Source organism: Streptomyces sp. CB02980 (assembly GCF_014451325.2).
In the GTDB taxonomy this organism is placed as follows: domain Bacteria; phylum Actinomycetota; class Actinomycetes; order Streptomycetales; family Streptomycetaceae; genus Streptomyces.
The window spans coordinates 342,563-364,579 of sequence record NZ_JACSCH020000003.1; the positions used below are offsets into that span (position 1 = coordinate 342,563).

18 protein-coding genes are annotated in these 22,017 nt (G+C 71.1%); 11 read left to right on the forward strand and 7 right to left on the reverse strand.

Annotated features, from left to right (window positions below; all coding sequences use genetic code 11):
- Positions 1–7 precede the first annotated feature (7 nt).
- On the reverse strand, positions 8–1,834 hold the full coding sequence (aspS, locus tag E0F75_RS08500; RefSeq protein WP_187621877.1) for an aspartate--tRNA ligase: 1,827 nt from the start codon (positions 1,832–1,834) through the stop codon (positions 8–10).
- Positions 1,835–2,004: 170 nt separating this feature from the next.
- On the opposite strand from aspS, the gene E0F75_RS08505 reads away from it, so the two are divergent.
- Both E0F75_RS08505 and E0F75_RS08510 read left to right on the forward strand, forming a co-directional pair.
- Positions 2,005–4,125, forward strand: coding sequence for a SpoIIE family protein phosphatase (locus E0F75_RS08505; RefSeq protein ID WP_187621878.1), 2,121 nt, complete (start codon positions 2,005–2,007; stop codon positions 4,123–4,125).
- A 113-nt stretch (positions 4,126–4,238) separates the two neighbouring features.
- A complete protein-coding gene (locus tag E0F75_RS08510; RefSeq protein ID WP_187621879.1) occupies positions 4,239–5,054 on the forward strand; it encodes an MBL fold metallo-hydrolase in 816 nt (271 codons plus the stop codon).
- Positions 5,055–5,140: 86 nt separating this feature from the next.
- On the opposite strand, the gene E0F75_RS08515 is transcribed toward E0F75_RS08510, so the two are convergent.
- From E0F75_RS08515 to E0F75_RS08525, 3 genes are all read right to left on the reverse strand, one after another.
- Positions 5,141–6,226, reverse strand: coding sequence for an AI-2E family transporter (locus E0F75_RS08515; RefSeq protein WP_187621880.1), 1,086 nt, complete (start codon positions 6,224–6,226; stop codon positions 5,141–5,143).
- 197 nt (positions 6,227–6,423) lie between these two features.
- Positions 6,424–7,386, reverse strand: a complete 963-nt coding sequence (locus E0F75_RS08520; RefSeq protein ID WP_187621881.1) for a pirin family protein — start codon at positions 7,384–7,386, stop codon at positions 6,424–6,426.
- 138 nt (positions 7,387–7,524) lie between these two features.
- Positions 7,525–8,016 carry an SseB family protein gene (locus tag E0F75_RS08525; protein WP_187621882.1) on the reverse strand — a complete coding sequence of 164 codons (492 nt, stop codon included), beginning with the start codon at positions 8,014–8,016 and terminating at the stop codon, positions 7,525–7,527.
- 235 nt (positions 8,017–8,251) lie between these two features.
- Here E0F75_RS08525 and E0F75_RS08530 point away from each other — a divergent pair, with 235 nt between their 5' ends.
- From E0F75_RS08530 to E0F75_RS08545, 4 genes are all read left to right on the forward strand, one after another.
- Positions 8,252–8,635 (forward strand): hypothetical protein, encoded by a 384-nt coding sequence (locus E0F75_RS08530; protein ID WP_187621883.1) that lies wholly within the window; start codon positions 8,252–8,254, stop codon positions 8,633–8,635.
- A 5-nt stretch (positions 8,636–8,640) separates the two neighbouring features.
- Complete coding sequence (locus E0F75_RS40390) at positions 8,641–10,422, forward strand: alpha/beta hydrolase (RefSeq protein ID WP_187621884.1); 1,782 nt, start codon at positions 8,641–8,643, stop codon at positions 10,420–10,422.
- Positions 10,422–10,991 carry a hypothetical protein gene (locus E0F75_RS08540; RefSeq protein WP_187621885.1) on the forward strand — a complete coding sequence of 190 codons (570 nt, stop codon included), beginning with the start codon at positions 10,422–10,424 and terminating at the stop codon, positions 10,989–10,991. The genes E0F75_RS40390 and E0F75_RS08540 overlap by 1 nt, the downstream gene beginning before the upstream one ends.
- Before the next feature lie 240 nt (positions 10,992–11,231).
- The gene (locus E0F75_RS08545) at positions 11,232–13,070 is read left to right on the forward strand and encodes an acyl-CoA dehydrogenase (RefSeq protein WP_187621886.1); all 1,839 of its coding nucleotides are present in this window, start codon (positions 11,232–11,234) and stop codon (positions 13,068–13,070) included.
- Between the two features lie 76 nt (positions 13,071–13,146).
- Here the strand turns inward: E0F75_RS08545 and E0F75_RS08550 are convergent, their stop codons facing one another.
- Complete coding sequence (locus tag E0F75_RS08550) at positions 13,147–13,722, reverse strand: YciI family protein (protein WP_187621887.1); 576 nt, start codon at positions 13,720–13,722, stop codon at positions 13,147–13,149.
- Between the two features lie 89 nt (positions 13,723–13,811).
- Here E0F75_RS08550 and E0F75_RS08555 point away from each other — a divergent pair, with 89 nt between their 5' ends.
- Positions 13,812–15,119, forward strand: a complete 1,308-nt coding sequence (locus E0F75_RS08555) for a M18 family aminopeptidase (RefSeq protein WP_187621888.1) — start codon at positions 13,812–13,814, stop codon at positions 15,117–15,119.
- Between the two features lie 59 nt (positions 15,120–15,178).
- Entirely contained in the window at positions 15,179–15,523 is a 345-nt protein-coding gene (locus E0F75_RS08560; RefSeq protein WP_187621889.1) for a hypothetical protein, read from the forward strand.
- Here E0F75_RS08560 and E0F75_RS08565 read toward each other — a convergent pair whose 3' ends face one another.
- Positions 15,524–17,332: an NHL domain-containing thioredoxin family protein gene (locus tag E0F75_RS08565; protein ID WP_187621890.1), complete on the reverse strand. Its 1,809-nt coding sequence runs from the start codon at positions 17,330–17,332 to the stop codon at positions 15,524–15,526.
- Between the two features lie 107 nt (positions 17,333–17,439).
- Positions 17,440–18,984, reverse strand: a complete 1,545-nt coding sequence (locus E0F75_RS08570; RefSeq protein WP_187621891.1) for a recombinase family protein — start codon at positions 18,982–18,984, stop codon at positions 17,440–17,442.
- Between the two features lie 180 nt (positions 18,985–19,164).
- On the opposite strand from E0F75_RS08570, the gene E0F75_RS08575 reads away from it, so the two are divergent.
- The 3 genes from E0F75_RS08575 to E0F75_RS08585 are packed head-to-tail and all read left to right on the forward strand — an operon-like array spanning position 19,165 to position 22,015.
- Positions 19,165–20,727: a hypothetical protein gene (locus E0F75_RS08575; protein ID WP_187621892.1), complete on the forward strand. Its 1,563-nt coding sequence runs from the start codon at positions 19,165–19,167 to the stop codon at positions 20,725–20,727.
- A gap of 2 nt (positions 20,728–20,729) precedes the next feature.
- Complete coding sequence (locus E0F75_RS08580; protein ID WP_187621893.1) at positions 20,730–21,479, forward strand: DUF4239 domain-containing protein; 750 nt, start codon at positions 20,730–20,732, stop codon at positions 21,477–21,479.
- A gap of 44 nt (positions 21,480–21,523) precedes the next feature.
- The gene (locus tag E0F75_RS08585; protein WP_187621894.1) at positions 21,524–22,015 is read left to right on the forward strand and encodes an LURP-one-related/scramblase family protein; all 492 of its coding nucleotides are present in this window, start codon (positions 21,524–21,526) and stop codon (positions 22,013–22,015) included.
- Positions 22,016–22,017: the final 2 nt, after the last annotated feature.

Sequence of the window (22,017 nt, forward strand, 5' to 3'; positions counted from 1 at the left end):
TCAGTGCTTACCGCGCCGCGTCCGGGTGGACCGCGTCCGTCACCGGGCGGTCCTCGGTCGGCTTCGGGGCCGCCTTCTCGACCGGCTTGCGGAGCTGGATGTTCAGCTCGCGCAGGCGGGACTCGTCGAGCTCGGTCGGGGCGCCCATCAGGAGGTCCTGGGCGTTGCCGTTCAGCGGGAAGGCGATGGTCTCGCGGATGTTCGGCTCGTCGGCCAGGAGCATCACGATGCGGTCGACGCCCGGGGCGATGCCGCCGTGCGGCGGGGCGCCGTACTCGAAGGCGCGGAGCATGCCCGCGAACTCGTGCTCGACCGTCTCTCGCGAGTAGCCCGCGATCTCGAAGGCCTTGAACATGATCTCGGGCTCGTGGTTCCGGATCGCGCCCGAGGAGAGCTCGATGCCGTTGCAGACGATGTCGTACTGCCAGCCGAGGACGTCCAGCGGGTCCTGGGTCTCCAGGGCCTCAAGGCCGCCCTGCGGCATCGAGAAGGGGTTGTGCGAGAAGTCGATCTTGCCGGTCTCCTCGTCCTTCTCGTACATCGGGAAGTCGACGATCCACGCGAAGCGGAAGACGTTCTCCTCGAACTGGCCGGCGCGCTTGGCGGCCTCGACCCGGACCGGGCCCATGATCTTGGAGACCTCGTCGAACTCGCCCGCGCCGAAGAAGATCGCGTGGCCGGGCTCCAGGCCGAGGCGCTCGGTGAGGACCTTGACGTTCTCCTCGGTGAGGAACTTGGCGATCGGGCCGGTGAGGGCGTTGCCCTCGCCGACGCGGACCCAGGCCAGGCCCTTCGCGCCCAGGGAGACCGCGAAGTCGCCCAGCGCGTCGAAGAACTTGCGCGGCTGGTCACCCGTGTTCGGGACGGCCAGGGCCCGGACGTGCTTGCCCGCGAAGGCCTTGAACTCCGACGCCTCGAAGACGTCGGAGATGTCGACGAGCTCCAGCGCGGTACGCAGGTCGGGCTTGTCGTTGCCGTACTTCAGCATCGACTCGCGGAACGGGATCCGCGGGAACGGGGAGGTGACGTGGCGGCCGCCGCCGAACTCCTCGAAGAGCTCCGTCATGAGCTTCTCGATCGGCTGGAAGACGTCCTCCTGCTCGACGAAGCTCATCTCGACGTCGAGCTGGTAGAACTCGCCCGGCGAACGGTCCGCGCGCGCGTCCTCGTCGCGGAAGCAGGGCGCGATCTGGAAGTAGCGGTCGAAGCCGGAGATCATCAGCAGCTGCTTGAACTGCTGCGGCGCCTGCGGCAGCGCGTAGAACTTGCCCGGGTTCAGACGGGACGGGACGACGAAGTCGCGGGCGCCCTCGGGGGAGGTCGCGGCGAGGATCGGGGTCGCCATCTCGTTGAAGCCGAGGGCCACCATCTTGGAGCGGATGGAGGCGATGACGGCGGAGCGCAGCATGATGTTGCGGTGCATGCGCTCGCGGCGCAGGTCGAGGAAGCGGTACTCCAGGCGCCGCTCCTCGTTGACGCCGTCGTCGGCGTTGATGGTGAAGGGGATCTGCTTCGCGGCACCCAGGACCTCGACCGTGGCGGCCTCGATCTCGATCTCGCCGGTGGCGAGCTCCGGGTTGACGTTGTCCGCGCCACGCGAGACGACCTTGCCGTCCACGCGGACGACGGTCTCCTTCGTCAGCTTGTCGAGGACCTCGGCGGCGGCGGTGCCGGGCCGGGCGACGAGCTGCGTGATGCCGTAGTGGTCGCGCAGATCGATGAAGAGGATGCCGCCCAGGTCGCGCCGATTGTGCAGCCAGCCGCTCAGCCGGACGTCGGTGCCGACGTCAGAGGCGCGGAGCTCGCCGCAGGTGTGGGACCTGTACCGATGCATCGTCGTTCATCCAGTCTTCGGGATCTGTGGTCGCGGACGCCGCCCTATGGCCCATGTCACAGATGTCACAGGACACGCGGGCAGACCCACCCAGAGTACCGGCCGGGCCAAGATCGGTTTTCGAATACGCTCAGTGGCGATCTGGTGTCCGATATTCATAAAGTGGGGCAATGCGCACCGAGGACGTCCTGGCCGCGATCGCGACCGGCCTGTGGCGCTGGGACAACGCGTCCGGGATCGTCTCGCTCGACGCCGAGGCCGCCCGGCTGCTCGGGCTGCCCGCGGAGCCCGTCCGGCTCACCGAGGCGGCCGTGCGCTCGCGTTTTCATCCCGTCGACTGGAACGAGATCGACGGAGTCGTGAACCTCGCCGTCGCCGAGGGGACGCTCGCCGAGGCGCGGCTGCGGATCATGGACGGGCACGGCCGGGTGATCCGTACCGTACGGAGCAGGTCGAAGCCGCTCATCGAGGGGAACGACTACCAGCTGGTCGGCACCCTTCAGGAGGTCGCCGAGCAGGTACCGGGGACCGCCGCGCACACCCCCATCACGGGTGACTGGCGCCGGTCCCGCGAGGCGTTCCTCCTCGACGCCGGGCGGGCGCTCGCGGAGGCCCGGTCGACGGCCGAGGTGCTGCGGGTGGCCGCCTCCCTCTCGATGCCCGGGTTCTCGCCGGACGGGCTCGCGGTCTTCGGGGTCGCGGGCGACCGGCTGACGGTCATCGGCCATCACGGGCACAGCGAGGGCGACGAGGGTCCGTTCTCCTCGATGTCGCTCGACACGGACTACCCGGCGGCGGAGGCCGCGCGCACGGGCCGGGCGATCTATCTGCCGAGCCCCGACGAGTACCTGCGCCGCTTCCCCGTGACCTGGCCGCTCGCGCAGCGCTTCGGCCGCCGTTCCTGGGCCTTCGTGCCGCTGGTCGTCGCCGGCCGCACGATGGGGGCCTGGATGGCGGCCTTCAAGCATCCGGTGGCCTTCACCCCCGACGAGCGGTCGGTGCTGACGACGGTCGCCCGGATGCTCGCCCAGGCCCTCGCACGCGCGGGCGTGGCGGAGTCCGAGCGCGAGTTGTCGCTCGGACTGCAGCGGACGATGATGCCGGTCCTCGGGCCGGGCATCCCCGGCATCCAGGTGGCCGCGCGGTACGTGCCGACCGGCGGCGGACTCCAGGTCGGCGGCGACTGGTACGACATGATCCGGCTGCCCGGCGGCACCTCCCGCACCGGCGGGCGCGGCGCCGGGCGCATCGCCCTCGTGATCGGCGACGTCCAGGGTCACGACGTGCGGGCGGCCGGCCTGATGGGGCAGCTGCGGATCGCGCTGCGCGCGTACGCCTCCGAGGGCCACCGGCCGGACGCCGTCCTCTCCCGCGCCTCGCGCTTCCTGTACGGGATCACCGACGGCGACGACGGGGAGGGCGAGGCCGGTCCGCGCTTCGCCACCTGCCTCTATCTGGAGGTCGACCTGGAGAGCGGGACCGTCGACATCGCGCGGGCCGGGCATCCGGACCCGGCGGTACGGATGAACGACGGAACGGTTCTCCTGAGGCCCACCGCGGGCGGCCTGCCCCTCGGCATCGACCCCGACACCGACTACCCCACCACGCGGCTCACCCTGGAACCCGGCGAGACCCTGATGATCTGCACCGACGGCCTCCTGGAGACCGGCGGGCACGACCTCGACACCGGCTGGGATCGGGTCCGCGAGCTCCTGGAGTCCCACGACGGCGAGGACCTGGAGGCGCTCGCCGACACGCTCGTGGAGGCCGTCCACGGCCCCGGCTCCCACTACACGACCGGACCGCTCGCCGACCGCCGCGAGGACGACATCGCCGTCCTGCTGCTCTCCCGCCGGCCCGTCGGCACGATCCCGGAGGCCCCGCGCCGCACCCTGATGACGATCGCGCAGGCCGAGCCGGAACGGATCGCCGCGGCGCGCGAGCAGGTACGGCAGCTGCTGCACGACTGGCGGGACGAGGACCAGCTCGACTCGGCGGTCCTCATGGTCTCCGAGATGGTCACCAACGTCCTCGTGCACACGGACGGCGACGCGCTCCTCGTCGCCGAGGTCGCCTGCGGGGAGAAGGCCCGGCGGCTGCGCGTCGAGGTCTCCGACGGGAGCGACGAACTGCCGCACAAGCGCCACCCGGGCGAGATGGCGTCGAGCGGGCGCGGCCTGGTCCTGATGGAGATGCTCGCGGACGCGTGGGGCGTCGACCCGCGCGGCGAGGGCAAGGCGATCTGGTTCGAGCTGAACGAACCGGACTCGGGACAGGGCTGCTGCCCGTAGCCCGCCGTGCGGGCGGGCTCCCCGTGTGCGGGGCTCTCGTGCGCGGCGCAGACTGGTCTCGTACGCCCGCCGGGGGACTCGTGACCTTCGTCGGGGGGACCACGGAGCATGCCATGGACACCCACAAGGTCGGCAGCGACACCACCGTGCTGGCCGACAGCCTCGAAGCCCCGGGCATCGGGCACCTGCCCGTCAACGCCTATGTCGTCACCGCCACCGAGCCCATCGTCGTCGACACCGGCGTCTCCCTCCCCGACCGTGACTTCGTCGCGACGCTCGGCGAGGTCATCGACCCGGCCGACGTGCGCTGGATCTGGCTGACCCACCCCGACCGGGACCACACCGGCGGCATCTTCGACCTCCTCGACGCCGCCCCGGACGCGCGGGTGATCACGACGTTCCTCGGGGCCGGCGCGATGACCGCCGAACGCCCGCTGCCCATGGACCGGTTGTACTTCCTCAATCCCGGCCAGTCCCTGGACGTCGGCGACCGCGCCCTGCACGCCTTCCGGCCGCCGCTCTTCGACAACCCCGCCACCGTCGGCTTCTACGACGACCGCACCCGTTTCTGCTTCAGCTCCGACTGCTTCGGCGGGCCCATGCCGAGCGCGGAGGTCGCGGAGAGCGGACACGCGAGCGACCTCAAGCCGGAGGACCTGCGGCAGGCCCAGCTGATGTGGGCGACGATCGACAGCCCCTGGGCGCACCTCGTGGACCCGGAGAAGTACCGGGCGACGATCGAGCCGATACGGGAGATGGCTCCGGAGATCGTGCTGTCCACGCATCTGCCGCCGGCCGTACGGATGCTGGACCGGATGATCGAGACGATCGCGATGGTCCCGGACTCCGACCCCTTCGTGGGACCCGACCAGGCGGCCCTCGAACAGCTCCTGGCCTCCTTCCAGCCGGACGGTCCGGTGCCGGCCTAGGCGGTGCCCGCCGTGCCGGTGCCGGGCTAGGCGGTGCCGGCCTAGGCGGTGCCCGCCGTGCCGGTGCCGGGCTAGGCGGTGCCGGCCTAGGCGGTGCCGGCCGTGCCCGGAGTGTCCTCGGGGGACTCGCGGGGAGCCCCGTACCGCGTCCGCAGCTCGCCGAGGATCCCCGTCGCCGCGGCCGTCAGCGGTACCGCGAGCAGCATGCCCAGGATGCCCGCGACGGACGCCCCGGCCGTGATCGCCAGCATCACCGCGGCCGGGTGCATCTGCACGGTCCGGCTCTGCACCATCGGCTGGAGCAGGTAGCCCTCGATCATCTGGACCGCCAGGACGATGCCGAGCACCCACAGCGCGATGGCGAAGCCCCGGTCCGCGAGCGCGACGAGGACGGCGATCGCGCCGGAGAGGAAGGCGCCGAGGTACGGGATGTAGGCGGTGACGAAGACGAGCGCGGCGAGACCCACCGCGCCGGGCACGTCGAGGACGACGAGGCCGAGGCCGATGAGGATCGCGTCGACGAGGGCGACGAAGGTCGTCCCGCGCATGAAGCCCTCGACGGCCTCGAAGGCGCGGCGTGCCATGGCCTCGACGAGGTCGCCGGTGGTGCGGGGGACGAGGGCGCGCAGGGCGCCGGCGGCCCGGTCCGAGTCCCGCAGGAAGAAGAAGATCAGGACCAGGGAGAGGGCGGCGGTGGCGAGCATCCCGCCGACGACGCTGAGGCCCGTGAGCACGCCCGACGCGGCCGTTCCGCCGAACTCCTTCAGGAGGCCCTCGGCGTTCTTGGCGAGGTCGTCGAGGGAGGTCCCGGCGGGGCCGAGGTGCTCGGCGATGTCGGTGGCGGCCTGCCGGAGCGAGGCGATGATCTGGTCGCCGGTCTCGATGAGCGCGGCGACGACGATGTACGTGGCTCCGCCGACGACGGCGAGGACGGCGACGACGGTGAGCGCGGCGGCGGACGATCTCCGGACCTTCATGCGGAGCAGGCGCCGGTAGAGGGGCCCGAGGAGCGCGGTGCCGAGGATCGCGAGCAGGACTGGGGTGACGACCGTCTCGAAGACGACGCACAGCCAGATGCCGACGGCGGCGACCCCGGCGACGAGGAGCAGGACGGCGCACCAGGCGGCGACCCGGCGGACGGGTTCGGGAAGGAGCGGTGACGACGTCTGCACCCGACCACCGGACCACGCTCTCCGGCGTGTCGTCGCGCGCGGACCGACCGTACGGGTGACGGGGCGTCAGCGGGGCCGCCCCGTCACCGGACACCCGTGCGCATGTACGGGTGACCCATGCGCGCGCGTACGGGGCCGGGCGCGCCGCCCGACCCCGTACCGCGTCCTGCCGTTCCTGCCGTTCCTGCCGTTCCTGCCTACTCGCCCATGCCGTGCACCGCCGGGATCGTCCCGAGGCGGCCCGCCTGGAAGTCCTCGAAGGCCTGGCGGAGTTCGGCCTGGGTGTTCATGACGAACGGGCCGTAGTGGGCCATCGGCTCACGGATCGGCTGTCCGCCGAGGAGCACGACCTCCAGGTCCGGGGTGTTCCCGTCCTGCTTCTCGTCGGCGCGGACGGTCAGCGAGCCGCCCTTTCCGAAGACGGCGGTCTGGCCCATGTGGACCGGGCGCCGCTCCGCGCCCACGCTGCCGCGGCCGGCCATGACGTACGCGAGGCCGTTGAAGTCCTCGCGCCACGGCAGGGTGATCTCGGCGCCCGGTCGCAGGGTCGCGTGGATCATCGTGATCGGGGTGTGGGTGATGCCGGGCCCGTCGTGGCCGTCCAGCTCGCCCGCGATGACGCGGAGCAGCGCGCCGCCGTCGGGGGAGGTGAGCAGCTGGACCTGGCCGCCGCGGATGTCCTGGTAGCGGGGGGCCATCATCTTGTCGCTCGCGGGCAGGTTCACCCACAGCTGGAGGCCGTGGAAGAGGCCGCCGCTGACGACGAGGGACTCCGGCGGCGCCTCGATGTGGAGGAGGCCGGAGCCGGCCGTCATCCACTGGGTGTCGCCGTTGGTGATGGTGCCGCCGCCGCCCTGGGAGTCCTGGTGGTCGAAGGTCCCGTCGATGATGTAGGTGACGGTCTCGAAGCCCCGGTGGGGGTGCCAGGGCGTGCCCTTGGGCTCTCCGGGCGCGTACTCCACCTCACCCATCTGGTCCATCATGATGAACGGGTCGAGGTACTGGTAGTTGATCCCCGCGAAGGCGCGGCGGACCGGGAAGCCCTCGCCCTCGAAGCCCGAGGGAGCCGTGGTCACGGCGAGTACCGGGCGAGGAGTGGCGTCGGCCTGGGCGGCCACGCGCGGCAGGGTGAGCGGGTTCTCGACAGTCACTGCGGGCATGACGGACCTCCTAGAGCGGCCTTCTCCGACCTTGTACGTCCACTTTAGTTGAACGATGAACTTCTTGCCACCCAGAACGCGGAACGCCCGGGAGTAATTCCTCCCGGGCGCTCTCCCACGTCTTGGGCCAAGCCTGCGTCAGCCGTACATCCTGCGCATCGCGAAGTCGACCATCTGCTCCACGGCCTTCGCGTCGAAGACCATCCGGTGGTCGCCCTCCATGTCGAGGACGAAGCCGTAGCCGGTCGGCAGCAGGTCGATCACCTCGGCGCCGGTGATCACGAAGTACTTCGACTCCTTGCCCGCGTACCGCCTCAGCTCCTTGAGCGAGGTGAACATCGGGATGACCGGCTGCTGGGTGTTGTGCAGGGCCAGGAACCCGGGGTTGTCGCCGCGCGGGCAGTAGACCTTCGAGGTCGCGAAGATCTGCTGGAAGTCCTCGGGCGCGAGCGTGCCGGTCGTGAAGGCGCGGACCGCGTCGGCGAGGGAGGGCGGCGAGGGCTCCGGGTAGAGCGGGGGCTGCTGCCCGTACCCGCCCTGCATGCCTCCCTGCATGCCGGCCTGCATCCCGCCCTGCTGCGGCGGGGCGTACTGCTGCTGGGCACCCGGATTCTGCTCGTAGCCGTACATGGGGCCAGCCTATCGACCCGGGGGCGGTCGCAGCACTGGGCACGGGTCACTCGCGGCCCGCCCCGCCGCCCGTACGCGCCCCCGCCCACCGCTCGTACGCGTTTTCGTGCGCAACGCCACCTCTTGCTAGGTTCGCGGGAGCAATTTCCGGTCACCACGGGGGTGGAACATGGCGCTGACCGCCACTTGGGAAGAGTTGTTCGGCGGATCCGCACCGACCGGGCAACCCGCGACGATGACTCTCGCGGGCGTACCCGCCCCCGATTCCGGCGGTGGCGGTGGCGGTGGCGGCGGCAACGCGAACCTGAAGGCCGACGTGGGCCCGTGGCACGAGGCCGGGAACACCTCCGGTGAGCTGCGCACCTCCACCTCCACCTCGCTCACCGACCTCGACACCGCGAACGAGGGCGTCAGCGGCGGCACCGCCGGCTTCGCCTCCTCGGGCGCCCTCACCGAGATCCTCGGCACCTGGAAGGCCCGCCTCACCGCCGTACGCGACGAGTGCGGCCGCCTCGAAGGCGCGCTGAAGAGCGCCGGCCGGGACTTCGGCGAGCGCGAGGCCGCGACCCAGCGGAAGATCGCCGCCGAGGCGCCGGCTCCCGCGCAGAAGGAAGGCTGAGCCCCGTGCCCACCTGGCAGCAACTGCGCGATGTGAAGCTCGACGAGTACTCGGACGCCGCCGACGGCTGGGGCAAGGTCAGCTCCCGCGCCAACTCGGACAAGGACCGTGTCGACAACGGCATGTTCGCCAAGATCCACGACACGCAGAAGGGCGAGACCGCCACGAAGGCGGGCGGCGACGTCCAGCAGCTCTCCCGCAACTACCAGTACCTGCACACCGAGTGCGGACTGATCCGGACGGCGCTCAACGGTCTCGCCACCGAACTCGCGGCCCCGCAGAAGAAGTTGAAGCAGGCCCTGGAGGACGCGGAGAACCTCAAGTTCACCGTGAAGCCCGACGGCTCGGTCGAGTACCCGACCGATTCCCTCGTCCTCTCGCCCGGCACCAACACCGCCGAGCACGGCGCCCCGGTCCCGCTCGCGCCCGGCAAGGGCGAGGGGGTCGGCAGCGCCGACGCCAACAAGGGCAAGGCCGAGGACATCGCCGAGCGCATCGGCGACGCCGTCCGCGAGGCCGACGAGATCGACAGCCGGTACTCCGCCGCCCTGCGCAGGCTCAAGGCCGATCCCGGTCTGGAGGTCAGCGCAGAGGACCTCGTCGACGCCGCCGCCGACACCAAGGCCCTCCAGCAGGCCGCCGGGAAGTACGCCGACGACGACCGGATCCCGCACGGCAAGTCCCCCAAGGAGAACGCCGACTGGTGGAACGGCCTCAGCCAGGAGCAGCGCGACGAGTACGCCACGCTCTACCCGGCCTCGGTCGGCGCCCTGGACGGCATCCCGTCCGCGGTCCGCGACGACGCCAACCGGATGGTCTTCGCCGAGAACAGGGCGCAGATCCAGACGGACCTGAACAGGCCCGCGCCGAACCAGTACATCCCGAACCCGAACGGCAGCTACCCGGCCGCGGTCCTCAGCCCCGAGTACAGGCAGTGGCAGAAGGACCAGGAACGGCTGAAGGAGCAGCTCAAGGGCAGCGACTCGATCCAGGCCCGCTTCGACGCCACCGGCAAGGAGGGCCTGCCGGAGGCGTACCTCCTCGGCTACGACAAGGAGGGCATCGGCCGGGCGATCATCGCCAACGGCAACCCCGACACGGCCGACCACACCGCCGTCTACGTGCCGGGCACGACGACGAACCTGAAGGACTTCGACGAGGACATCAGCCGGATGACCGACATGTGGGGGGAGACCCAGAAGTGGGCGCCCGGTGAGAGCGTCTCGACCATCACCTGGTTCGGCTACGAGGCTCCCCAGTCGGTCGTGACCGATGCCACGCAGAAGGACTACGCGTACAACGGCTCGCCCAAGCTGCTCCAGTTCATGGACGGCCTGGAGACGGTGCAGGGCGGCCCCGACAACAGCCACACGACGATCATCGGCCACAGCTACGGTTCGACCGTCGTCGGCGACGCCTCCAACAAGGGAGACCTGGCCGCCGACGACATCGTGGCGGTCGGCAGCCCCGGCATGCTCACCGGCAGGGCCGAGGACCTCGACGTCGGCAAGGACCACGTCTGGTCCGAGGCGGCGACGAGCGACGTGGTTCCGGCGGGCGGCAAGGTCGCCGGCCTCGGCGGCTACACGTGGGGCGTCGAGACCTGGAACGGCGTTCCGTTCAACGCCGGGTACGTGCAGACCGTGCCGTCGGACGAGCTGTTCGGGGCGCACCGTATGGACGTGGACACGAGCGGCCACACCGACTACTGGACGCGGGACTCCGAGAGCATCAGGAACCAGGCCAAGGTCGTGGCGGGCCGATACGACAAGGTGAACGAGGACTGATGAACCCCACCAACCGCACCAGGACCCGCGGGGCGGCGCTCGGCGTCCTCCTCCTGTGTCTCTCCACCCTCGCGACGGGATGTTCCATGAACGACGCCGGCGGTGCCGACGACCTCGGCTACACCCCGACGACCCTCGAGGTCGAGAAGGCGCGGACGCGCACCAAGGAGATCTCCAGCGAGATCTTCGACATGATCGGGCTGCCCAAGGGCAAGACGACCCCGGGCGGCGCCGGTGCCTCCACGTGCAAGGAGGACCCCGAGCACCTCTTCATGATCCGCCACCCCTGGTCGGTGTACGACGTCTCCGAGGATGAGCTGAAGCAGGGCTTCGAGCGGCTCCGGCAGGCGCTGCCCGCCAAGGGCTGGAAGGTCGTCTCGTACGGCCCGAACAACAGCAAGGCCAAGAGCCTGGAGCTCCTCGCGGAATCCGAGAAGGAGCACTTCGCCGTCAACGCGGAGCTGTGGGTCGGCAGCACAGACCCGAAGAAGAAGAACCTGATCGGCGTCACCGTCGTCTCCGGCTGCTTCCGCGCGCCCGAGGGGACGGACCTGAAGGGTCTGTACTGAGAGCGCACATCGATGGGAGCACTCGTCACTGAAAGCACTCGTCGCGTGAGGGAGGCCCGGGGCACATGCCCCGGGCCCTTTTTCTGCGGCTCGTGTCACAGATGGCCGGATAGGGGTTGCTCTTATTACCGGCGGGTAGCATCATCGTAGAGAAGCGTGGGCTACTCACCGGTAGTACGAGCACGACCACGCCCGCGTACCAGGACATCCGCCTCCCCGAGCCTTTACGGAGCCGTCGCCATGGGGCACTACAAGTCGAATCTCCGCGACATCGAGTTCAACCTCTTCGAGGTCCTCGGCCGCGACAAGGTGTACGGCTCCGGGCCGTTCGAGGAGATGGACGTCGAGACCGCCAAGAGCATCCTCGACGAGATCCGCCGCCTCGCCGAGAACGAGCTCGCGGAGTCCTTCACCGACGCCGACCGCAACCCGCCGGTCTTCGACCCGGAGACCAACACCGCCCCCGTGCCGGCCACCTTCAAGAAGTCGTACAACGCCTTCATGGAGTCCGAGTACTGGCGTCTGGGCATCCCCGAGGAGATCGGCGGCACCGTCTCCCCGCGCTCCCTGATCTGGGCGTACGCGGAGCTGCTGCTCGGCTCGAACCCGGCCATCTGGATGTACTCCTCCGGCCCGGCCTTCGCCGGCATCCTCTACAACGAGGGCAACGAGGCGCAGAAGAAGGTCGCGCAGATCGCCGTCGAGAAGCGCTGGGGCTCCACCATGGTGCTCACCGAGCCCGACGCGGGCTCGGACGTCGGCGCCGGCCGCACCAAGGCCACCCAGCAGGAGGACGGCTCCTGGCACATCGAGGGCGTGAAGCGCTTCATCACGTCCGGTGAGCACGACATGGAGGAGAACATCCTCCACTACGTCCTCGCCCGCCCCGAAGGCGCCGGCCCCGGCACCAAGGGCCTCTCCCTCTTCCTCGTCCCCAAGTTCGAGTTCGACTGGGAGACCGGCGAGCTGGGCGAGCGCAACGGCGCCTACGCCACGAACGTCGAGCACAAGATGGGCCTCAAGGCCTCCAACACGTGCGAGATGACCTTCGGCGACCAGCACCCCGCCAAGGGCTGGCTGATCGGCGACAAGCACGACGGCATCCGCCAGATGTTCCTCATCATCGAGTTCGCCCGCATGATGGTCGGCACGAAGGCGATCTCCACCCTCTCCACGGGCTACCTCAACGCCCTGGAGTACGCCAAGGAGCGCGTCCAGGGCACCGACCTGGCGAACTTCATGGACAAGGCCGCGCCCAAGGTCACCATCACGCACCACCCCGACGTCCGCCGCTCGCTCATGACGCAGAAGGCGTACGCCGAGGGCATGCGCTCCCTCGTCCTCTACACGGCCTCCGTGCAGGACGAGATCGCGATCAAGGAAGCGGCCGGCGAGGACGCCAAGGCGCTGCACGGCCTGAACGACCTGCTGCTCCCGATCGTCAAGGGCTACGGCTCCGAGAAGGGCTACGAGCAGCTCGCGCAGTCGCTCCAGACCTTCGGCGGCTCCGGCTTCCTGCAGGAGTACCCGATCGAGCAGTACATCCGGGACGCCAAGATCGACACCCTCTACGAGGGCACCACGGCCATCCAGGGCCAGGACTTCTTCTTCCGCAAGATCGTCCGCGACCAGGGCGCGTCCCTGAACGCGCTGTCCGAGGAGATCAAGAAGTTCCTCGCGGTCGGCACCGGCGGCGAGGACCTGGCCGACGCCCGCGACGCGCTGGCCAAGGCCGCCGTCGACCTGGAGAGCATCGTCGGCACGATGATCACCGACCTCACCGCCACCGGCGAGGACGTCAAGAACATCTACAAGGTCGGCCTCAACACCACCCGCCTGCTGCTGGCCTCCGGCGACGTCGTCGTCGGCTACCTGCTGCTGCGCGGTGCGGCCGTCGCCGGCGAGAAGCTGGCCGCGGGCGCGGCGGACAAGTCCGCCAAGGAAGCAGCCTTCTACCAGGGCAAGATCGCGGCCGCGAAGTTCTTCGCCGCCAACATCCTGCCGGGCGTGAGCGCCGAGCGCGCCCTCGCCGAGGCCGTCGACGGCTCGCTGATGGACCTGGACGAGGCCGCGTTCTAGGACGCCCCCGTTCACACAGGCACGGCCCGTCCCCGGGGAGGGGGGCGGGCCGTACCCCTGTGCGCGGGCAGGCTCCCTACGAGGGGCGGCCGCCGAACTGCCAGTCGTGCACCTCGACGTCGGCGTACGAGTCCGGGGTCGGGAGGACGGCGCGGGCCGCCTCCGGGTCCGGCGCCCGGACCAGCGCCGCCGTGCCCAGCCAGGTGGCACCGTCGTCGGAGAGCAGCGGCCCATAGGCGATCAGGTCCCCCCGGTCCTCCCAGTCGGACGGCGCCTCCAGGTCGACGGCCCGCCCCGTCGCCGTGGCCGCACCGAGGCCGATCACCAGGAAGCGGTCGCCGCCGGTCCGGCCGCCGGGGAAGTCCCACATGGTGCGCCCGAGGACGTTGCGCCACCGGCGCAGCATCACGTCCCGGTAGACACCGGCCTGATAGTTGGGCTCGTCGAAGGCGAACGCGCGGGCGGCGCCGGCATCGGGCAGGTCGAGGATGTGCACGCTGCCGCTGGGCGCCTCGCCGTCCTCGCCGAAGGTCGGACCGCGGGCGATCATCTCCTTGGCGTACTGGTCCATGTAGGCCCAGTGGGACTCGATCAACGCGTCGCGCAACGGCAGGGAGCCGATCCGGTCCCGGTGGTAACAGAGGAATTCCATGACCGAAGGATCTCCTCGCGCGGGCGCGCGGGGCGAGCGTTTTGCGGGGCCCCGTATTCGTATACCGGGCCCTGCGTAAGGTGGAACCCATGAGCAGCGCAGCCTCCCGTCCCACCGCAGGCCCCTTCGACCGCGGACACACCGACGACCTCATGGCCTTCCTGACGGCCTCGCCCTCGCCGTACCACGCGGTCGCGAGCGCCGCCGAGCGGCTTGAGAAGGCCGGGTTCCGCCAGGTCGAGGAGACCGCGGCCTGGGACGCTACGAGCGGCGGGAAGTACGTGATCCGCGGCGGCGCGATCATCGCCTGGTACGTGCCGGAGGGCGCCTCCGCCCACACCCCGTACCGGATCGTCGGCGCCCACACCGACTCCCCCAACCTGCGCGTCAAGCCGCAGCCCGACATGGGCGCGCACGGCTGGCGGCAGGTCGCGGTCGAGATCTACGGCGGCACCCTGCTCAACACCTGGCTCGACCGCGACCTCGGCCTCGCCGGGCGGCTCACCCTCCGCGACGGCAGCCACCACCTGGTCAACGTGGACCGGCCGCTGCTGCGCGTCCCGCAGCTCGCGATCCACCTCGACCGGGGCGTCAACGACGGCCTCAAGCTGGAGCGCCAGCGCCACATGCAGCCGATCTGGGGCATCGGCGAGGTCCACGAGGGCGACCTGATCTCCTTCGTCGCCGCCGAGGCGGGCGTCGACGCCGAGGACGTGAGCGGCTGGGACCTGATGGTGCACGCCGTCGACGCACCCGCCTACCTGGGCCGCGACCGCGAGCTGCTCGCCGGGCCGCGCATGGACAACCTGCTGTCCGTGCACGCCGCCGTCGCCGCGCTCGCCTCCCTCGCGGGCCGCGACGACCTCCCGTACATCCCGGTCCTCGCCGCCTTCGACCACGAGGAGAACGGCTCCGAGGCCGACACCGGTGCCCAGGGCCCGCTCCTCGGCAACGTCCTGGAGCGCTCGGTGTACGCGCGCGGCGGCTCCTACGAGGACCGCGCCCGGTCCTTCGCCGGCACCGTCTGCCTCTCCTCCGACACCGGCCACGCCGTCCACCCGAACTACGCGGAGCGCCACGACCCGACGCACCACCCGCGCGTCAACGGCGGCCCGATCCTGAAGGTGAACGTCAACCAGCGGTACGCCACCGACGGCAGCGGCCGCGCGGTCTTCGCCGCCGCCTGCGAGAAGGCGGGCGTGCCGTGGCAGTCGTTCGTCTCCAACAACGACATGCCCTGCGGCACGACGATCGGCCCGATCACCGCCGCCCGCCACGGCATCAAGACGGTCGACATCGGCGTGGCGATCCTCTCCATGCACAGCGCCCGCGAACTCTGCGGCGCCGAGGACCCGTACCTCCTGGCCAACGCCCTGGTCGCGTTCCTGGAGGGCTGACGCTCAGCGGCTCAGGCCGCGAAACATCCGCGAAAGGTGCCGGTTGGCAGGGTCGCCTCATGCATCGTCATGAGGGGCCCTCCCGGGGCAGGTTCATCGCGGGTGTCGGGGGCGCCGTCACCGTCGCCGCGGCGGTGGCGGGGGTGTTGATCGGCACGTACAACGACCGGCCGCCGTGGGGGACGGACATCGCCTACGAGGGCGGCTTCGTCATGGCGTCCCGGATCCGCGGGTACGACGTGGACGGCACGCGGACGAAGGCGCTGCTCGCCGGGGAGTGCGTGCTCATGGAGCGGCAGGGCATGGGCGGCGACCGGGCCGTGCACGACCCGGCCGCCTGGGTGGACGGATGCCTGGACGCCGCCGCGGGGCGGCCGTCCAGGCACCAGGGTCTCGTCCGCTGACTACGCGTCCATACCGGCGAGGATCAGCGGCAGCCGGGACACGCCCGCCGCCGTGATCTTCACCGGGACGCCCCAGTCCTGCTGGTGGACGTGGCAGGCCGGGTACTCGTTCGCCGGGTCGTCGTCGCAGGACGCGGCCATGGCCGAGACGTGCAGGACGCCCTCGGTGAGCTCGGGGTCGAGGTCGAGCTCGCGGAAGAGGTCCGTGCCCGTGCCCTCGCCCGCGAGGAGCAGTTCCGGCGGGGTCGAGGAGACCAGGAGGCGGGTCGAGGGGCCGTACCGCTCGTCCAGCTTCTGGCCGTTGGGCGCCTGGAAGACCACGTCCAGCCGGAGGCGGCCCGGGGCGACCTCGGTGGCCTCGCGCCGGGTGCGGTGGGCGACGGCCTCGACCTGGACGGCCTCCTCGGGGAGGCGCAGCCGGGTCAGCCGGTGCCGGGCGGACTCGACGACCACGATGTCGCCGTCGACGAGGACCGCGTCGCTGGGCTCGCGCAGGTCCGTGGCGAGCGTCGTCACCTCGCCGGACGCCGGGTCGTAACGGCGCAGGGCGTGGTTGTACGTGTCGGAGACCGCGACCGAGCCGTCCGGGAGGGCGGTCACGCCCAGCGGGTGCTGGAGCAGGGCCTGGGCGGCGGCGCCGTCGCGGTGGCCGAAGTCGAAGAGGCCGGTGCCGACGGCGGTGTGGACCGCACCCTCCGTGTCGACCCAGCGCAGGGCGCTGGTCTCGGAGTCGGCGACCCACAGCCGGTCCTCGGTCGCGGCGAGCCCGGAGGGCTGCGCGAACCAGGCTTCGGCGGCGGGCCCGTCGACGAGCCCCTCGTTGGTGGTGCCGGCCGCGACCTCGACGGTCTTCGTGGCCGGGTCGTACGTCCACAGCTGGTGGACGCCGGCCATGGCGATCCACACCTTGCCCTGCCACCAGGCGACGTCCCACGGCGAGGACAGGTCGACCTCCAGGGCGGGCCCGGACGTGGGGGAGCCCTGCCACCACTGCTTCCCGGTGCCGGCGATCCGCTCGATCGCGCCGGTCGCCGGGTCGAGGACACGCAGGGCGTGGTTCACGGTGTCCGCGACGACGACGGTGCCGTCGGGCAGCTGCGCGAGGCCCTGCGGCTCCCGGAAGACACCCTCGCCGATCCGCCGTACGACGGTCTCGCCGTCGGCGGCCAGCTCGACGAGCTGGTGCCGGGTGGTGTCGGAGACCAGGAAGTTCCCGGAGGGCAGCAGGATCGCCTTGCCGGGGAAGCGCAGATCGGTGGCGACGGGCTCGGGCGCCACGTACGGCCCGTCGCCGCGCCGCAGCGTCCCCTTGGCCTCGTGCTCGGCCTCCAGCTCCTCGACGAGCGTCCGGATCGCGTTGGCGTGCCCCTCACCGGCGTGCTGGGCGACGACGTACCCCTCGGGGTCGATCACGACGAGCGTCGGCCACGCGCGCACGGCGTACTGCTTCCAGGTCGCGAGCTCCGGGTCGTCGAGGACGGGGTGGTGCACCTCGTACCGCTCGACGGCGTCGACGACGGCCTGGTGCTCGGCCTCGTGCACGAACTTCGGCGAGTGCACGCCGACGATGACGAGCGTGTCGCGGTGCTTCTCCTCCAGATCACGCAGCTCGTCGAGCACGTGCAGGCAGTTCACACAGCAGAAGGTCCAGAAATCAACAACAACGCACTTACCTCGCAGGTCGGCGAGGGTGAGATCTTTCCCGCCGGTGTTCAGCCAGCCACCCTTGCCGATCAGCTCGGGAGCACGGACACGGGCACGTCGGCGGGGCGCGGGCGCAGGGGTGGGCGCCGGGGCAGCATCGTTCATCCTTCAAGCTTGCCATCCGCCTGTGAACACAGGATCACCCCCGCGCGAAGCGGCTGCTCAGGGCATACGCCCCACCACGGCGACCTCCGAGAACTCCCGGAGGAAGGTCATGCGGCCGTTCCCGCCGACGTCGCCCATTGGATCTGGATGCGTTGCTCGGGGATGATCCGCCGCCCTCGCGCTCCCTTACTCACCTCGACGCGGTCCACGGCGAGCGACAGCCGCACGCGCCGGTCCTCGTTCGTCGCGTCCGTCCATGCCTGGCGCAGGGTGACGCCATCGAGCATCGGAGACACGTCCACGGACGGCGTGGGAAGCCTGTGGAGATCGCCGCGGAGGCCGTCGACACGTCCTCTCAAACGGTCTGAAAGCCGGTTGTAGCGCTCCACGGCCGCAGCGCCGCTGAACTCACCTCGCACGTAGCGTGCATCCTCCAGGTCGGCCAGGCGCGCTTCCTCGTCCTGGATCTCCGCGGTGAGGGCATCGCGTTTCGCGAAGGTCTCCGGATCCACACGGTGCACCCAGCGATCTGCGATCGCGACGAGCAGCGGGTCGCCCGGTTCGAGCGCCGGGAGCTTGGTGAGGAACTGTTCCGTCACGTACCGGTCGACCGCCTCGGCCAACGCTGAGGCTCCGATGCACTGATTGCCCGCGCGGCGAGCCATGCACTGATAGCTGTCGCCCACACGGTGCATCCGGCGACCGCAGCCAGGAACGGCGCAGTAGACGAGTCCCGTGAGCAGCGCCGTCCCCTCGGGCTTCGGCCGCCGTTCTCCCGCATGCACGAACGTTCTGGATTCCAGGGTGCGGATGATCTGTTCACGCTCTCCGACGGTGATGATCCCGTCGCCGATCTCGACGGTGTCCAGCGTCCCGGGATCGCGGTACGGGAAGACCCTGCCCGTGTACCTTCGCTCGCCGTCATCCGTCTCGACGCTCTCGGTCTCCGGCATCAGGCCGGCGAACGCCGGGGAGCGCAGCAGCTGCATGACGCTGGCCGCGTTCCACTGCCCGCCCCTGGGCGAGAGGACCTCGTACTCGTTGAGGAGTCGGGCGATCTTGACCAACGATGTCCCGGCGAGCGCTTCATCCGCAATCAGGCGGGCGTAGACGGCGTACTCGGGGTCATGGACGAGCTTCTTGGTCTTCGAGTCGATGAGCAGCCCGTACGGAGGCTGTCCGCCGATCCACTGACCTCTGCTGCGGAGGTAGCGCTTCGCGTGCCCGACCCGCGTGCCGAGATTCCTGGACTCGGAGCGGGCGAGCTCGGCAAGCATGGAGACAACCATGCGCGCCGAGTCGTTCGAGGTGTCGAGACCGTCCACGACGGAGACGAGACGGCCGCCGGCCTTCTCGATGTCGTCCAGCACCCTGCCCACCTGGCCGATCCCCTTGCGGGACAGACGGTCCAGTTTCCAGACGATCAGCGTGCCGACGACGCCCGCCGTGACGGCCGCGAGCGCGGCGTCGAAGCCCTTGCGCTCAACGGTCTTGTAGCCGGAGCGCCCTCTGTCCATGTGGACCTTGCGGACGGTCAGCCCGTTGCGTTCGGCCCAAGCACGGCAGTCGGCTTCCTGCCGCTCGATTGCGGTCTTGCCGTCCCGGGCGAGGGACAGACGGACGTAGAGGTCACAGATCGTGTCTTGATGCACACGGTCAGTGTGGCGCCGAGTTCGGTGGCCTGTTGTCTCAAGCCAGAAGTCGACTGAGCGGTTTTCCCCTCCCGTATTCAGTACGTCAGGGGTGCCGTACGGGTGGAATCGGGGGCCGGGTGGGGGCGGGGTGCGTGTCCGGGGGTGGGGTGGGGGCGGGGGCTGGCCAGCATGGCGGGCATGGCGGAGCTCTTGATCGGATCATCGGACTACTCCTCCCGGCGGGTGAGCCGCGGGAGTCGAGGGAGCAGTGGGCTCCTGGTGACGCTGCTCGTCCTTCCCTGCCTCGTCCTGCCCGCGACCGTCGCCAGGGCCGGTGGGGTCGGGAACGGGGCCTTACGGGTCACCGTGACCGTGAACGGGCGGGGCGACAGCGGCGCCCGGCCGCCCGCCCTGCGCGTCGGCCGGCCGGTCGTGAAGCGGTACCGGCTGGTCAACCGGGGCGAGGCGCACCTGTACGGGGTCCGGGTCACCGACCCCGGGGTGCCCCACGGAACCGTCGTACGGTGCCCCGACCGCCCCCTTCCCGCGCTCGGGGAGCTGGAGTGCGTCGCCAGGTTCCAGGCCGCTTCCGGCGTGCACCGGGGGACCGTCCGCGCCCAGGGCTCCGTCCCCTCCCTCGGGCGGCTGCTCACCGCGACCGCCCGCACCGGGTACACCGGGATCACCGGGGACCTCCGCCTCACCGAACAGGTCGCCGTCGGGCCCGTCGGCCGCCGCTCCGCAGCTCCGGGGCTGCGCGCACTCGCCGTCACGCACCCCGCCACCCTCACGTACACCGTGACCAACCACGGCAACCGGCCCCTCCACGCCGTCCGCGTCGAGGACACCGCCCTCGGCCTGCGCGCCGGCGCCGTGGACTGCGCCGGGCGGCCCGGGACCGTGCCGCTGCTCGCCCCCGGCGCCTCCGCCCGCTGTACGGCCACCGTGCGGCGGCCCCCCGGCACCCATCGGAGTACGGGGCTCGCCTCCGGCAGCGACCGGGTGACCACGTACGGGCCCGGGGGCGAGCGGGTGCCCGCGCCGACGCTCGTCGGGCGGTCGGCGGCCGTCTTCACGCTGAGGGGGAACGCCGCTGCGGCCGGGACGCCGGGGCCGCCGGGTAGGCCTGCGGGACCCGGTCGGGGGAGCGGCGCGGCGACGCGGGGGCCCGGCGGGCCGGGTGCACCGGCCGGATCGGGTGGATCGGATGGATCGGGTGGATCGGGTGGGCCGAGTGGACCGGGTAGGCCGGGTGCCCTTGCGGCTGGTGCGGCTGATGTGGCTGGTGGGGGTCGTGCGCCTGCGCCTGGGGCCGGTGGGGCTCCTGGGGGCGCGGTTCCGCTTCCAGGCACCCCAGGCGCCCCAGGCGCTCCAGTGGCCCCAGCAGCCGCAGGCGCCCCAGGGGCCGCCGGGGCCGCCGGTGGCGCCGTCGTGGAAGCCGGTGCCGAAGCCGGTGCCGGGGCCGCCGCCGTGGCCCCCGACGGCGCGCTCCCCGGCGCCTTGCCCCCCACGGCCGTACCCCCGGCCCGGCCCCTCGGCCCGACGGCCGCCTCCGGCACCGCCGACGCCCCCACGACCGGCGTCGGGAACCCCGACACCCCCGCCGCCCGGCGCGCCGCCCTCCTCGACGACGAAGGGTTCCTCGGGCGGGTGCGGCGGCGGGGGCGTGAGGCGAGTGAGTTCGGGGTGGTGGCGATGTTGCTGCTGCTCCTGATCCCGGGCGCCGTCGCGGCCGCCCTTCTCGGCAACCGGAGAAGCTGACCGTGGCCCTGTTCGAGACGCTCGTCGTCGTCCTCGGCGTCGCGTTCGTCGCCGCCCTCGCCGTCGTCGCCAAGACCCGGCTCTTCCCCGTCGGCGACGACGAGGAGCCCCGGGAGGACGTCGCCGAGTACATCGCCATGATGGTCTCGGTGCTCTACGCCGTCGTCCTCGGCCTCTGCCTGGTCTCGGTCTGGGAGACCCGGTCCTCCGCCGCCGACCACGTACAGGTCGAGGCGAGTGCCCTGCACCAGACGTACCTGCTCGCCGACGCCCTCCCCGCCGACCGGCGCCGGCCGGTGCGCGACGCGGCCCGGACGTACGCCGATCACGTCGTCGACGTCGAATGGCCGGAGATGGCGGCCCGCCGGCCGCTCGACCCGAGCGGCTGGCAGCTGCTCGAACAGCTGCGGCAGGCCGGCGAGGTGAGCGACTCCGCGAAGGTGCCCCAGCAGATCGCCGCCCAGGAGGTGCTCGCCCAGCTCGGCTACATCGACGACGCGCGGCGCGGCCGGGAGGCGGCGGCGCAGGAGCGGCTCTCCCCCGTGCTGTGGACGGGGCTGCTGATCGGCGGCGCGCTGACGCTGGCGTTCATGTTCCTCTTCGGGATCAAGAGGAGTACGACGCATGTGGTGATGGTGATGGGGCTCTCCGGGTTCATCGCCTTCACGGTGCTGCTGATCCATCAGCTCAACTCGCCGTTCGGCGAGATGCTGGGGGCGACCCCGGACGCCTTCACCCGGTATTTCGGCTGACGATCAGGGTGAGAGACGCCTGCCGTACGGGCAGGCATAGCGGCGTGAAATATCTCGTACGGGACAAGATCTTCGCGATCGGCGACGACTACTGGATCGAGGACGAGCAGGGCCGCCACGCCTTTCTCGTCGACGGCAAGGCCCTGCGCCTGCGCGACACCCTGGAGCTGAAGGACCCCGACGGGCAGATCCTGATCACCCTGCGGCAGAAGATGTTCAGCCTGCGGGACACGATGACGATCGAGCGCGACGAGCGGCCGCTCGCGACCGTCCGCCGCAAACGGCTCTCGCTGCTGCGCAACCACTACCGGGTGACGCTGGTCGAGGGCACGGAACTCGACGTCAGCGGGCGGATTCTGGACCGGGAGTTCACCGTCGAGTACGAGGGTGAACTCCTGGCCCACATCTCCCGGCGGTGGTTCCACGTCCGCGAGACGTACGCGGTGAACGTGGTCCGCGAGGACACGGACGCCGCGCTGCTCGTCGCGGTCGCGGTGTGCGTGATCCGGATGGCCGAGCGGGAGCGGGAGGACTGACG

What these genes read in the sequence shown, in the direction of transcription:
- aspS (WP_187621877.1), bottom strand. Translation starts at nt 1,834, where the DNA reads ATGCATCGGTACAGGTCCCACACCTGCGGCGAGCTCCGCGCCTCTGAC.
- E0F75_RS08510 (WP_187621879.1), top strand. Translation starts at nt 4,239, where the DNA reads ATGGACACCCACAAGGTCGGCAGCGACACCACCGTGCTGGCCGACAGC.
- E0F75_RS08560 (WP_187621889.1), top strand. Translation starts at nt 15,179, where the DNA reads ATGCATCGTCATGAGGGGCCCTCCCGGGGCAGGTTCATCGCGGGTGTC.
- E0F75_RS08525 (WP_187621882.1), bottom strand. Translation starts at nt 8,016, where the DNA reads ATGTACGGCTACGAGCAGAATCCGGGTGCCCAGCAGCAGTACGCCCCG.
- E0F75_RS08505 (WP_187621878.1), top strand. Translation starts at nt 2,005, where the DNA reads ATGCGCACCGAGGACGTCCTGGCCGCGATCGCGACCGGCCTGTGGCGC.
- E0F75_RS08545 (WP_187621886.1), top strand. Translation starts at nt 11,232, where the DNA reads ATGGGGCACTACAAGTCGAATCTCCGCGACATCGAGTTCAACCTCTTC.
- E0F75_RS08575 (WP_187621892.1), top strand. Translation starts at nt 19,165, where the DNA reads ATGGCGGAGCTCTTGATCGGATCATCGGACTACTCCTCCCGGCGGGTG.
- E0F75_RS08555 (WP_187621888.1), top strand. Translation starts at nt 13,812, where the DNA reads ATGAGCAGCGCAGCCTCCCGTCCCACCGCAGGCCCCTTCGACCGCGGA.
- E0F75_RS08565 (WP_187621890.1), bottom strand. Translation starts at nt 17,332, where the DNA reads ATGAACGATGCTGCCCCGGCGCCCACCCCTGCGCCCGCGCCCCGCCGA.
- E0F75_RS08550 (WP_187621887.1), bottom strand. Translation starts at nt 13,722, where the DNA reads ATGGAATTCCTCTGTTACCACCGGGACCGGATCGGCTCCCTGCCGTTG.
- E0F75_RS08530 (WP_187621883.1), top strand. Translation starts at nt 8,252, where the DNA reads ATGACTCTCGCGGGCGTACCCGCCCCCGATTCCGGCGGTGGCGGTGGC.
- E0F75_RS08540 (WP_187621885.1), top strand. Translation starts at nt 10,422, where the DNA reads ATGAACCCCACCAACCGCACCAGGACCCGCGGGGCGGCGCTCGGCGTC.
- E0F75_RS08520 (WP_187621881.1), bottom strand. Translation starts at nt 7,386, where the DNA reads ATGCCCGCAGTGACTGTCGAGAACCCGCTCACCCTGCCGCGCGTGGCC.